General features: G+C 35.9%; 13 protein-coding genes. All 13 read left to right on the top strand.

From position 1 onward, the window contains the following. The first annotated feature begins 5 nt into the window (after positions 1–5). The 13 genes from ACTJJG_RS13545 to pgi are packed head-to-tail and all read left to right on the top strand — an operon-like array spanning position 6 to position 12,802. Positions 6–1,169: a nucleotide sugar dehydrogenase gene (locus tag ACTJJG_RS13545; RefSeq protein WP_016802684.1), complete on the top strand. Its 1,164-nt coding sequence runs from the start codon at positions 6–8 to the stop codon at positions 1,167–1,169. Positions 1,170–1,187: 18 nt separating this feature from the next. After that, on the top strand, positions 1,188–2,255 hold the full coding sequence (rfbB, locus tag ACTJJG_RS13540; protein WP_218660443.1) for a dTDP-glucose 4,6-dehydratase: 1,068 nt from the start codon (positions 1,188–1,190) through the stop codon (positions 2,253–2,255). A gap of 2 nt (positions 2,256–2,257) precedes the next feature. Further along, positions 2,258–3,151 (top strand): dTDP-4-dehydrorhamnose reductase, encoded by an 894-nt coding sequence (rfbD, locus tag ACTJJG_RS13535; protein ID WP_017400310.1) that lies wholly within the window; start codon positions 2,258–2,260, stop codon positions 3,149–3,151. Then, positions 3,148–4,038: a glucose-1-phosphate thymidylyltransferase RfbA gene (rfbA, locus tag ACTJJG_RS13530; RefSeq protein ID WP_016802687.1), complete on the top strand. Its 891-nt coding sequence runs from the start codon at positions 3,148–3,150 to the stop codon at positions 4,036–4,038. The genes rfbD and rfbA overlap by 4 nt, the downstream gene beginning before the upstream one ends. Then, positions 4,028–4,582, top strand: a complete 555-nt coding sequence (gene rfbC / locus ACTJJG_RS13525; protein WP_016802688.1) for a dTDP-4-dehydrorhamnose 3,5-epimerase — start codon at positions 4,028–4,030, stop codon at positions 4,580–4,582. The genes rfbA and rfbC overlap by 11 nt, the downstream gene beginning before the upstream one ends. A gap of 19 nt (positions 4,583–4,601) precedes the next feature. Continuing rightward, a complete protein-coding gene (locus tag ACTJJG_RS13520) occupies positions 4,602–5,414 on the top strand; it encodes a glycosyltransferase family 2 protein (RefSeq protein ID WP_069730192.1) in 813 nt (270 codons plus the stop codon). Next, positions 5,414–6,601, top strand: a complete 1,188-nt coding sequence (locus ACTJJG_RS13515) for an O-antigen polymerase (RefSeq protein ID WP_069730191.1) — start codon at positions 5,414–5,416, stop codon at positions 6,599–6,601. Before ACTJJG_RS13520 ends, ACTJJG_RS13515 begins: the two co-directional genes overlap by 1 nt. Positions 6,602–6,615: 14 nt before the next feature. Continuing rightward, positions 6,616–7,509, top strand: a complete 894-nt coding sequence (locus ACTJJG_RS13510) for a glycosyltransferase family 2 protein (protein ID WP_057094870.1) — start codon at positions 6,616–6,618, stop codon at positions 7,507–7,509. Then, on the top strand, positions 7,502–8,305 hold the full coding sequence (locus ACTJJG_RS13505) for a glycosyltransferase family 2 protein (protein WP_440608959.1): 804 nt from the start codon (positions 7,502–7,504) through the stop codon (positions 8,303–8,305). The genes ACTJJG_RS13510 and ACTJJG_RS13505 overlap by 8 nt, the downstream gene beginning before the upstream one ends. Positions 8,306–8,341: 36 nt before the next feature. Then, positions 8,342–8,944 carry a sugar transferase gene (locus ACTJJG_RS13500; protein ID WP_440608958.1) on the top strand — a complete coding sequence of 201 codons (603 nt, stop codon included), beginning with the start codon at positions 8,342–8,344 and terminating at the stop codon, positions 8,942–8,944. A gap of 29 nt (positions 8,945–8,973) precedes the next feature. After that, the gene (galU, locus tag ACTJJG_RS13495; protein ID WP_005079612.1) at positions 8,974–9,849 is read left to right on the top strand and encodes a UTP--glucose-1-phosphate uridylyltransferase GalU; all 876 of its coding nucleotides are present in this window, start codon (positions 8,974–8,976) and stop codon (positions 9,847–9,849) included. Between the two features lie 17 nt (positions 9,850–9,866). Continuing rightward, positions 9,867–11,129, top strand: a complete 1,263-nt coding sequence (locus ACTJJG_RS13490) for a nucleotide sugar dehydrogenase (RefSeq protein ID WP_002120822.1) — start codon at positions 9,867–9,869, stop codon at positions 11,127–11,129. Further along, positions 11,126–12,802, top strand: a complete 1,677-nt coding sequence (pgi, locus tag ACTJJG_RS13485) for a glucose-6-phosphate isomerase (RefSeq protein ID WP_005071823.1) — start codon at positions 11,126–11,128, stop codon at positions 12,800–12,802. Before ACTJJG_RS13490 ends, pgi begins: the two co-directional genes overlap by 4 nt. The last annotated feature ends 93 nt before the right edge of the window (positions 12,803–12,895 follow it).

The raw sequence follows: 12,895 nt of genomic DNA, 5'->3' as shown, positions 1-12,895 counted from the left end.
ATTTTATGAAAATAACAGTAGTTGGTACAGGTTACGTGGGCTTATCGAATGCGATGCTGTTTTCTAAACAACATGAAGTAACTGCCCTCGATATTGATGCCACAAAAATTGATAAACTTAATCAAGGCATATCTCCTATTCATGATGACCTTATTCAAGAATATTTGATTGATAATTCAAATTTTAAAGCAACATTAGATAAAAATTCTGCATATGTAGATGCGGAAGTCATTATTATTGCTACACCAACCAATTACGATGAAGCAAGCAATTATTTCGATACGAGTTCGATTGAATCTGTGCTTGAAGATTTAAACCAATTAAAAAGCGATGCGATTATTGTGGTGAAGTCTACAATTCCTGTCGGTTTTACTGAGCGTATGAAGGAGACTTTTCCGGTCTTAAAAATTGTTTTTTCTCCGGAATTTTTGCGTGAAGGCAAGGCATTGTACGACAACTTGCATCCCTCACGGATTGTGGTAGGTAATACCTCAGAGGTTGGTGCATTAGTTGGAAAATTATTTAAAAATGCTAGTTTAAGGCCTGACGTAGATGTACTACAAATGGATGCAACGGAAGCAGAAGCTGTAAAGCTTTTCTCAAATACTTATTTGGCAATGCGTGTTGCTTATTTTAATGAGTTAGACTCATATTGTGCATCACGTGGACTAAACTCAAAAGATATTATTCAGGCTGTAGGTTTAGATCCACGTATTGGAGCGCACTATAACAATCCGTCATTTGGTTATGGTGGATACTGTTTACCAAAAGACACAAAGCAATTGCTAGCCAATTATCAAGATGTCCCGCAAAATTTGATCGGAGCAATTATCCAGTCAAATACAACACGAAAAGATTTTATTGCCGAGCAAATTCTGGCAAGAAAACCCAAAGTGGTTGGTGTGTATCGTTTAGTAATGAAACAAGGTTCAGATAACTTTAGACAATCTGCAATTCAAGGTGTGATGAAGCGCCTGAAAGCCAAAGGTGTTGAAGTCGTCGTGTTTGAGCCAAGTTTAAATGAGTCAACATTTTTTAACTCACGTGTTTTGACCAATTTTGACAGTTTTAAACAAGAGTCGGATGTGATTATTGCAAACCGTATGGTGAGTGAGCTCGAAGACGTCATTGACAAAGTTTATACTCGTGATTTATTTGGTGAAAATTAATTATACTTAGGTAGTTGTATGAAAATTTTAATTACTGGTGGCGCTGGTTTTATTGGTTCAGCGGTTGTTCGTCATATTATCCAAAATACAGAAAATGAAGTATTAAATGTTGATAAACTGACTTATGCAGGAAATTTAGAATCTTTAATTTCTGTGGCAGATAATCCACGTTATCAGTTTTCTCAAACAGACATTTGTGATCGAGCTGCTTTAGATAAGTTATTTGAGACATTCCAGCCAGATGCAGTTATGCATCTTGCGGCAGAGTCACATGTAGACCGTTCTATTACCGGTCCTTATGCGTTTATTGAAACCAATGTGATTGGTACTTATCAAATGTTAGAAGCTAGCCGTGCTTATTGGTTAGGTCTAAGCGATGAAAAGAAAGCAGCTTTCCGTTTTCACCATATTTCAACTGATGAAGTTTATGGTGACCTAGAAGGCACAACGGATTTATTTACCGAAACTACATCGTATTCACCAAGCTCACCATATTCAGCAAGTAAAGCAAGTTCAGACCATTTGGTACGTGCATGGAATCGTACTTATGGTTTACCTGTATTAGTGACTAACTGCTCAAATAATTATGGCCCATTTCATTTTCCGGAAAAGCTTATTCCACTAATGATCTTAAATGCGTTACAAGCAAAACCATTACCAGTTTATGGAAATGGTCAGCAAATTCGTGACTGGTTATTTGTAGAAGACCATGCGCGTGCGCTTTATACGGTAGTGAGTCAAGGTGTGGTAGGTGAAACATACAACATTGGTGGGCATAACGAAAAAGCTAACCTTGATGTTGTATATGCAATTTGTGATCTACTTGAAGAGCTTGCACCAAACAAACCGGAAGGTGTAGCACAGTATAAAGATCTGATTACGTATGTAAAAGACCGTCCAGGCCATGACGTGCGTTATGCAATTGATGCAACCAAAATCAAAGACGAACTCAACTGGGTACCGGAAGAGTCATTTGAAACTGGTTTACGTAAAACAGTTGAATGGTATTTAAATAACAAAGAGTGGGTTGAGCACGTACAAAGTGGTGAATACCAGTCTTGGTTAAACAAGCAATATCAAGGATAACTATGAAAATCTTATTGCTTGGCAAAAATGGACAAGTGGGGTGGGAGCTGCAACGCGCTCTTGCACCTTTAGGAGATATCATTGCTTTAGACCGCCATGGTTTAGATGGCTTGTCTGGTGATATGACCCAACCACAGGCGATTTATGACACGATTTTGGCAGTACAACCAGATGTGGTAGTCAATGCTTCTGCTTATACGGCTGTCGATTTGGCGGAAACTGAGCAAGAACAAGCTGATATCGTCAATCATCAAACTGTAAAAGCTGCAGCTGAAGCTTGTTTGAAAACGAATGCTTTATTGGTGCATTACTCAACAGACTATGTTTTTGAAGGTATGGGAACAACAGCCTTTGTGGAAACTGATGCAATTGCACCATTAAATATTTATGGGAAAACCAAGGCTTTGGGTGAGCAAGCGATTGTTGATAGTGGCTGTCGCTATTTAATATTCAGAACTTCGTGGGTATATGCTTCAAGAGCGAAAAACTTCTTGAAAACTATGTTGAGCCTAGCTCAACAACGCGAAGAATTGTCAATTATTGATGATCAGATTGGTGCACCAACTTCAGCTGAATTGATTGCAGACATCACCGCGCAGGCTATTCCACAAACTGTGGCAGACGCAAACAAAGTTGGTATTTATCACTTAGTAGCAAGTGGTGAGACTTCTTGGTTTGGCTACGCAAACTATGCATTTGCACAAGCCCGTACTTTGGGGCAAGAGTTGGCGATACAAAAGGTTAACCCGATCCCAACAAGTGCTTACCCAACGCCTGCAACACGACCACACAATTCACGATTAGATAATCAGAAAATACAACGCACTTTTGGATTGACTCTACCAGTCTGGCAAGAAGGTGTTAAACGCGCATTAATGGAGCTTTTAAACAAATGAGCTTAAAACGTAAAGGTATTATTTTAGCGGGCGGTTCAGGTACACGCTTGCACCCAATTACTAAAGGTGTGTCAAAACAGCTTTTGCCGATTTATGATAAACCAATGATTTACTATCCGCTTTCAGTATTAATGCTTGCGGGTATTCGTGAAGTATTGATTATTTCAACTCCGGAAGACTTACCAAACTTTGAAAAACTTTTGGGTGATGGTTCGCAATTTGGTATTGAACTCAGCTATAAAGTGCAACCTTCTCCAGATGGTTTGGCTCAAGCTTTCTTAATTGGTGAAGAGTTTATTGGTCAAGACAATGTTTGCTTGATCTTGGGAGATAATATTTACCATGGTCAGCACTTTAGTCATCAATTAGAGGCTGCTTCTGCACGTGAGCATGGAGCAACGGTATTTGGTTATCATGTGACAGATCCTGAGCGTTTTGGTGTTGTTGAGTTTGATAAGGCTGGCAAAGTGCTAAGTATAGAAGAAAAGCCAACCCAACCAAAATCGCCTTATGCAGTAACAGGCTTATATTTCTACGATAACCGTGTCGTTGAGTTTGCAAAACAGGTGAAACCTTCTGCACGTGGTGAGCTGGAAATTACTGACATTAACAACGCTTACTTACAAGACGGCTCACTTAACGTTGAATTACTTGGTCGTGGTTTTGCATGGTTAGATACAGGCACACATGAATCTTTGCTTGAAGCTGGCCATTTCATTTATACCATTGAAAAGCGTCAGTCCTTCAAAGTGGCATGTTTGGAAGAAATTGGCTTCCACCAAGGCTGGATTAGTAAAGAACAGCTTTTAGATAGTGCAGAAGCATTGAAAAAAACCGAATATGGTCAATATTTGAAAAAAGTTTGGGAAGAATCAAATGAAGGTTGAAACGACTAAAATTGAAGGGCTTTTGATTCTTCACCCAAGTGTTTTTGGTGATGACCGTGGTTGGTTTATGGAAAGTTTTAACCAACAACGCTTTGCTCAAGCACTTGAAGATTTAAATTTACCAGTTCCAACTTTTGTGCAAGATAACCATTCATTGTCACAAAAAGGTGTGTTGCGTGGTTTACACTATCAAAACGCGCCCTATGCACAAGGAAAACTGGTACGTGTTGTACAAGGTCGCGTTTGGGATGTGGCTGTAGATATTCGCCCAGACTCAAAAACCTATGGTGAATGGGTTGGGGTAGAACTCAGTGCAGAAAACAAAACTATGTTTTGGATTCCTGAAGGATTTGCCCATGGTTTTATCTCTTTAGAAGATAATACCCAGTTCTTGTATAAAACCACAAACTACTACAATAAAGAAAGTGAAGGGGCCATTATTTGGAATGACCCAACACTTGCAATTGACTGGCCTTTGGCGGAAGTTGATGAAGTATTGGTAAGTGATAAAGATCAAGTCGCATCTTTGTTCACAAAAAAATAAAGTGAAAGAGAAAGAGTTTATGGATTTTATACCTGGTGGTATTAGTGTTGTTATTCCAACTTATAACCGTGCGCATTTGATTAAAGAATCACTGCAAAGTGTTTTAGATCAAACAGTACTACCACTTGAAATTATAGTTGTGGATGACTTTTCAACTGATAATACTGAAGAGGTTGTAAAGTCTTTAAACTCACCTCTTATTAAGTATTTTAAGAATCAGCGTACAAAAGGAGCGAATGGCGCCCGTAATACAGGGATTATGTTGTCATGTGGTGAGTTCATTGCATTTCATGATAGTGATGATATATGGTTATCTGATAAGTTAGAGTTACAGTTACAAGTATTAAAGAGTGATCCAAATATTGATATGTGTTTTTGTTCATTAATCACAGAAAATGGCATTATTACTCCTAAAAGAAAAATAAAAAGTTTCGATATAAGAGAGCAATTAAAGTTAAAGAATTTTATTAGTACCCAAACTATTTTCATATATAAAAAGCAAGCTCTAATTTTCCTATTTGATGAAGAGTTGCGTCGCTTTCAGGACTGGGACTTTGTACTAAGAGTCTCTTCAGAGAAAAAAATTCATCATATAGATAAGCCACTTGTTATACAAAAATTACAAATTGGAAGTATTACCAATACAGTTAATTATTTAGATTCTTACGAGAAAATATATAAAAAATATCCTGATATATATAAATACGGTATATTTAATAAAGTCATATGTAAAGAAATTGAATTAAAGAATCAATATTCTTTCAAGGGTATTATAGAGTTGTTCTGCCTAAAAATAGCTCGAAGAGTAAAATTATTTATGTTGGGAATATAATGAGAAAATTCGCATTAAATCCATTTTTTTATTATTTTTTGGGTTTTACAATTGCAATTGTATTACTGTCACTTGGGGTTTCAGGGATATATCCTGAGGTGGATCTTGAGCTTCTGACATTTATTTTGTTTACAACAATTGCGGCATTGTTTTTTGTTTTTTTTCTTTCAGATGTTTCTCTCAAAAAACTTAATAATTCATTTAGTAGAATTATTAAGACACATCGTCGGAATAGTATTTTTATTTTTGGATTGCTATTAATATTATTTCTTATAGATTGTTTAAGTGTAATGACTATTCCTTTAGTCGAAGTAGTATTAGGACGAAGCTATCGTTATAGTTCATTTGGGGTGCCTATATTACATGCTTTTGTTATTACTTATTCATCTATAGTGTGCTTTTCATATTTTTTAAAATATCAAAATTTTAAAGAAAAACATTATCTCTATACTTTTATATTTGCTTTATCAATTTCACTATTAATGGTAAATAGAGCTGTATTTATTTATAATATTATAGGTATTACAGCAATATATTTAGCTTTTAAAGCAAATACTAAAGTAGTAAAAAATGTTTTACTTTTTCTTGTAGGCACAGTTTTTGTTTTTTCATTATTAGGAAACCTAAGGACAATTTCAGATACAAAAGATAACCTTGTTAATACTCATACCTCATCTTTACGTGATGTTGCTAGAATTGAGAAGACTTGGTTTCCTGATGTCTTAGTTTGGCCTTATATGTATTTAGTTTCTCCTTATGGTAATTTACAAGAAGATTTTAAAAGATCACAAAACTATAATTATGGGATCGAGCAAGTTCCTAAAGTTATTTCTCAGTCGATATTGCCTGATTTTATATCTAAAAGATTAACTAATGATTTTGAAAAATCAATATATGAAAATTATTTAATCGAAGATACATTCAATGTATCAACTGGATATGCTGGCATGGTAAAAATATATGGTTTATATGGGATGATAATTTTTTTCATATATTATGTTTTTTTCATGGCTTTTTTTATTATTTTTTCTCCTTCAAAAAACTTTGCTATATTGATGGCAGGGTTATGTTCTACGAGCTTTTTGTTGATTTTTACAAATGGGTTGTATAACTTGACACAATTTTCTTTTCCATTTTTGGTGGTTATATTATCAAGAATTAGGTTTGGAAATTATTACTTTCTTTAAATTATGGTTTGATTATGATTGCTGGAATAATAGTTACATTTAATCCGGATAGAGATAATTTATTTAAATTAATTTCTTCTTTGGAAAATGATTTAAGCTATATTTGTGTGGTTGATAATTGTTCAAGTAATAATGTAATAGATGATCAGTTATTTTTTTCTATTAATAAGCTTGAAATTGTTAAGTTGAGTGATAATTTTGGTATTGCCTATGCTCAAAATATTGGTATAGAAAAAGTGGTTAAAAATAATGCAAATTATGTATTATTCTTTGATCAAGATAGTTCGGTAGAAAGTAATTTTGTTCAAAATTTATATGAAGATTATAATGAAATAAAGAAGCAGGATATTCCAATCGCGGCAATTGGTCCACGTTTTATAGATGAGCGTTATAACTTTTATTATCCTGGGTTGAAATTAAATAATATTGGATTAATCGATAAATTTGATGTTAGTCATATCAAAGCTCCATGTGAGGCTAGTGTTTTGATTTCTTCAGGAACATTAGTTTCAATTGACGCCTTAAAAGAAATTGGTCTAATGCGTGAGGAATTTTTTATTGATTTTGTTGACACTGAATGGTGTTTTCGAGCTTTAAGTAAAGGGTATAAAATATATATATCAAAGAAGGCCTTCATGAAGCATAGTATCGGGGATGATGTTGTTAGGATTTTTAATTTTAATATCCCTGTGCACTCCGCATTTCGTCGATATTATAGAGTTCGTAATTTATTTTTTATGTGGAAAATGTCATACATACCTAAATTATTAACTTCTAAATTAATGATTAGCAATTTTATACATCAAATACTACTTATTCTATTAAAAGATAAGAAGCTGGATTATATAAAATATTATTCTAAAGCAATTAAAGATGGTATCAAACAAAGTCGAGATTATCATGTCTAAAGTCATTGCTTCGATTGTTTTATATAAACATAGCTATGCAGATTTAAAAGCAACACTCGACAGTTTATTTGCCACGCCAAGCATTGAAAAAATTATTTTGGTAGATAACCATTCAAGTAACTGGGCTGCAACATTTCAACATCCTAAAGTTGTTTATGAAAAATCAGAAGGTAACTTTGGTTTTGGTTATGGGCATAATATCGCCATCCGTAAATATGCGCCAAAAAGCGATTATTTTCTCATTTGTAACCCAGATATTTACTTTGATGCTGAGCAATTTGCCCAATTGTTAGACTTTGCCCAAAGCCGACCTGAAGGTTTGTTTTTACCAAAAATTGTCTATGATACTGGTGAAGACCAATATGGTGCGCGGTTAATACCTACGCCCTTGAACCTATTTGCCCGTCGTTTTTCCCCATCTTTTGCCAAAAAGCTTGATCAACAATATTTGTTAAAAGATTATTCACTTAATCAGCCATATTTTGTGCCTTATCTTTCAGGCTGCTTTATGTTATTTGATGCGGCAAAACTTTTAGCAATTAATGGTTTTGATGAACGTTTCTTTATGTATATGGAAGATGTGGATTTATCTCGTCGTTGTGCTGACCAATTTGGTACAGTGTACTATCCATTAGCACAAGTAGTACATGTTCACGAACAAGCATCATATAAAAACAAACAATTACTTAAAGCACACTTAAAAAGCGCGATACAATACTTCAATAAATGGGGATGGATTTATGATATGGGGCGTAGTAGGCTTAACGCAAAATGTTTAAATCAATTTTCTAAATAATGAAGCATTTAAAATGAAATTTGTAGGTATATTCAGATGTTAAAAAGGCTTGTAGATATCATGATTGCCCTATCTGCCTTAATTCTTCTAATGCCTGTTTTTTTGATTGTAATTTATAAAGTTAGGAAAAACTTAGGTTCCCCTGTCTTTTTCTTACAAGAACGTCCGGGCAAAGATGGTAAATTATTTAAAATGATTAAATTTCGCTCTATGAAGGATGCGGTTGATCAAGAAGGTAATATTTTACCAGATGAAGAGCGGATTACCCCTTTTGGGCAAAAGTTACGTTCTACTACACTCGATGAAATGCCTCAGCTGATTAATGTGCTTAAAGGCGATATGAGCATTGTAGGACCACGTCCCCAGTTGCCAGATTTTTTGGAATATTACACACCAGAGCAGATGCGTCGTCATGAAGTTCGGCCGGGTATGACTGGTCTAGCACAGGTAAGTGGACGTAATAATTTGAGTTGGGAAGAAAAGTTCGATCTAGATGTGCAGTATGTGAATACACAAAATCTTTGGCTCGATTTTAAAATTATGTTTAAAACAGCAGAAGTCATGCTGAAAAAAGAAGGAATTAACGCACCGGATCAAGCAGTGGGCGCAAGTCGTTTCACTGGTTCCCGAGATAATTAAGTTTTTAAATAATAGTTGGTAACAGTTCAATGATTAAAAAAGCAGTTTTGCCAGTTGCGGGTTTAGGTACCCGTTTTTTACCAGCGAGTAAATCGATTCCCAAAGAAATGGTTACAGTTGTTGACCGCCCTGCCATTGAGTATGTGGTACGTGAGGCAGTTGAAGCAGGTATAAAGCAAATTATTTTTGTGACTCATTCTGCGAAGGTTGCTATTGAAGATTATTTTGACCATGACTTTGAATTGGAAACAACATTAGAACAAAAACAAAAATATGATTTGCTTAAAGAAATTACTGATATTTTACCTAAAGATGTCAGTATTGTGAGTGTACGTCAACCAAAGCCTTTAGGCTTGGGGCATGCGGTACTCTGTGCTAAGAGTATAGTAGGTGATAATGATTTTGCTGTACTTTTACCTGATGTGTTGGTTAAAAATAAATCTGAAAAAAATGATTTGGCTCGTATGATAGAGCGTTACGAAACAGTACATGCTGCCCAAATTATGGTTGAAGCTGTGCCAGAACATTTGGTTGATCAGTATGGTATCGTCGATGTGTCACATTCACCTGCTGCTGGTGAAAGTATCGTCATGCAAGGCATTGTAGAAAAGCCTGCTATAGGCACTGCACCGTCAAATTTATCAGTAGTTGGGCGCTATATTTTACCCGCAAAAATTATGCAACTTTTAGAACAAACCCCTAAAGGTGCTGGCAATGAAATTCAATTGACTGATGCGATTGCCTTATTACAGCAAACAGACCATGTAGAAGCTTATTGTATGCAAGGTCAAACTTTTGACTGTGGTAGTAAGTTAGGCTATTTAAAGGCTGTGTTGCACTATGGGGTTGAACACCCGCAATTAGGACAAGCATTTAAAACGATGATTGCTGAGTTAGAACAATAAGAGATTGTAGGTATAAAATGAAAATTGCGGTTTTTGGTGCAACTTTACATGCCGGAGTAATGGCAGCATTGTTGGCTGAGTATGGTAATCAGGTATTTTGGTGTACCAGCCCTGCCTGTGAGGAACAAGCTTGTATCTTGACGTTTCAAGATAAAGAAGTAAATTCCTATTTAGATAAACAACGCCAAGCTGGTTTTTTAGAAGAATGTTCTTTTTCAGCAATTCCGTTAGACGCTGAAGTTTATTTATTCTGTTATAGTCCAACGCAATTGCAGCTTGCTTTAAATACAGTAGAAAAACTTAGCCAGCGTCCAATTATTCATCCTCGTTTAATGATTAATGGTTCAACTTTTGGCTTACAAGGAACCCAAAAACTTAAACAGTATTTACCAAAAGATGAGTGGGTGTATTTTCCTGATGTAATCCAGGAAGGCAATGCTATCAATAGTGTCCTTAATGTAAAACATGTAATCGTTGGCGCAGAAACTGAATATGCATGCGATATTATGCGCGAATTATTACGACCGTTTTTCCGTTTTAGTTATCAATATCTTTTTATGCCAATACTAGACGCGGAGTTTACCAAGCTGAGCATTTCGGGCATGTTGGCAACGCGCGTTAGTTATATGAATGACTTGGCTGTAGTTGCGGAAAAATTGGGTATTGATATTGCCAATGTTAAACATGGTATTGCAGCAGATACACGTATTGGTGCAGCGTATTTATCCGCTGGTGCGGGGTTTGGTGGCGAAAACTTTTCTCATGATATTCTGACTTTATCGAGTACTGTATCAAAAACTGGGATAAAAAGTCGATTGTTAGAACAGGTTTGGGAAATTAATGAGCAACAAAAAGAAATTTTATTCCGTAAATTATGGAATTATTATCATTGTGATTTAAATGGAAAAACCGTTGCAATTTGGGGGGCGGCCTTTAAGGAAAATACCTCCAGTACACATAATTCGCCAATTCATGTCTTGTTAACGGCATTGTGGGCGCAGGGGGTAAGAGTGCGTTTACATGACCCACTAGCGTTAAATGAAATTGAAAAAAAATATGGCAAACGTGATGATTTAATATTATGCGCTGATCAATATGATGCAGTTAATGGCGCTCATGCGCTTTGTTTAGTGACGGCATGGAAGCAATATTGGGGGCCAGATTTTAAACGGTTACAACAAAACATGAAACATCCACTCATTTTGGATGGGCGTAATATTTATGACCCTGCATATGTCAAGGCCCGAGGTTTTGCATATGAAGGAGTAGGTCGTTTATGAGTAAAAATATAGAGCAATTCCCAAAAGAAAAGCTGCCAAGCTCAATGCTGATGTCACAGTTAAAGTTATTAGGGAAACAGTATGAACATCTTCACTTAAATGAGTTGTTTGCTGCGGAGCCAGAACGTTTTCAGAAGTATTCCGTTCATTTTGATCAACTTCTTTTTGATTATAGTAAACATCGTGTAAATCAAACTGTTTTAGATCAGTTGGTGACTTTGGCTAATGCCAAGCAATTAAAACCATGGATTGAACGTTTATTTTCACAAGAAAAAGTAAACTGTACAGAGCAACGTGCAGCGATGCATTGGGCATTACGTTTACCAGAGGGACATGCACAGTTTCCTGAACTGACCAAACAAGTTCATTTACAGCTTGAACGAATGTATGCATTGGTTGAAAAAATCCATGCTGGACAATATCGTGGTGCAACTGGTGAAGTTATTCAGGATGTAGTAAATATTGGAGTAGGTGGGTCCGACTTGGGGCCACTTATGGTAACTCATGCATTGTCTGACTTTAAAGTGCAAACAGAAAAGCCTTTAAATGTACATTTTGTTTCAACAATGGATGGTAGTCAGCTTTCTGAAAAGCTACATAGACTACGCCCAGAAACAACATTATTTATTATTTCCTCTAAGTCATTTGGTACGATTGACACGTTATCAAATGCACATACAGCTCGTCAGTGGTTAGAAAAAGCATTAGGGGAATGTACTCGTGTATTGAAGAGTCATTTTATTGGAGTATCGACCAAAGCTAATAAAATGACCGAATGGGGAATTGCTCCTGAAAACCAGTTATTGCTGTGGGACTGGGTAGGAGGGCGTTACTCACTATGGTCTTGTATTGGGTTACCAATTGCTTTATTGATCGGTGTAGATGGTTTTAAACAGCTTTTAGCTGGTGCTCACGCTGTTGATGAACATTTCCAACAAGCACCATTTGAGCGGAATATACCAGTTCTAATGGCATTGTTGGGGATCTGGAATAATAATTTCTTAAATATGCAAACTCATGCAGTTTTACCTTACGATGGCCGTTTGAAATATTTTGCTGCTTATTTGCAGCAGCTTGAAATGGAGTCTAACGGTAAATCAGTACAACGTGATGGTCAAAAAGTTGAATTAGATACATGTCCTATTGTTTGGGGTGAAGTTGGTCCAAATGCACAGCACGCATTTTACCAGTTATTACACCAAGGATCATTCTCGGTAACTTGTGATTTTATTGCTCCAATCCACCGATATAATGCAGACCATTTTACCTATGCTGATAGTGCTGAAGCATTGGTTGAGCAGCATCATTTAGCTTTATCCAACTGTTTGGCTCAGTCGAGATTACTTGCATTTGGTAATCAGGCGCTGAATACTGCTGAGTTAGAAACTTTGCCAATTTACAAACAGTATGAAGGTAATCAGCCAAGCTCAACATTGTTACTTCAAGAGCTTAACCCTTATAGCTTAGGTATGCTCATTGCTCTGTATGAACATAAAGTATTTGTTCAGTCAGTGATATGGAACATTAACCCATTCGATCAATGGGGAGTTGAAAAAGGGAAGCAAATTGCTGATCAGCTTTTACCAATTTTAAATCGTAAGCAAAGCGATTTATCAGCATTTGATGCCTCGACACGTGGTTTGTTGAAAATTTTGTTAGGGAAAAGCGAATAAATAATAAAGATGAATATTGGATTATTATGATAAATGATATATCAATATTTTAACCTATTTAAAAAGGCTTCTCATAATATGACGAGAAGCCTT

This window comes from Acinetobacter sp. 22512 (assembly GCF_052044755.1).
Classification (GTDB): Bacteria; Pseudomonadota; Gammaproteobacteria; order Pseudomonadales; family Moraxellaceae; genus Acinetobacter; species Acinetobacter pittii.
The sequence above is the reverse complement of the archived record's forward strand: the minus strand, read 5'-3'. Positions and strand labels throughout refer to the sequence as shown.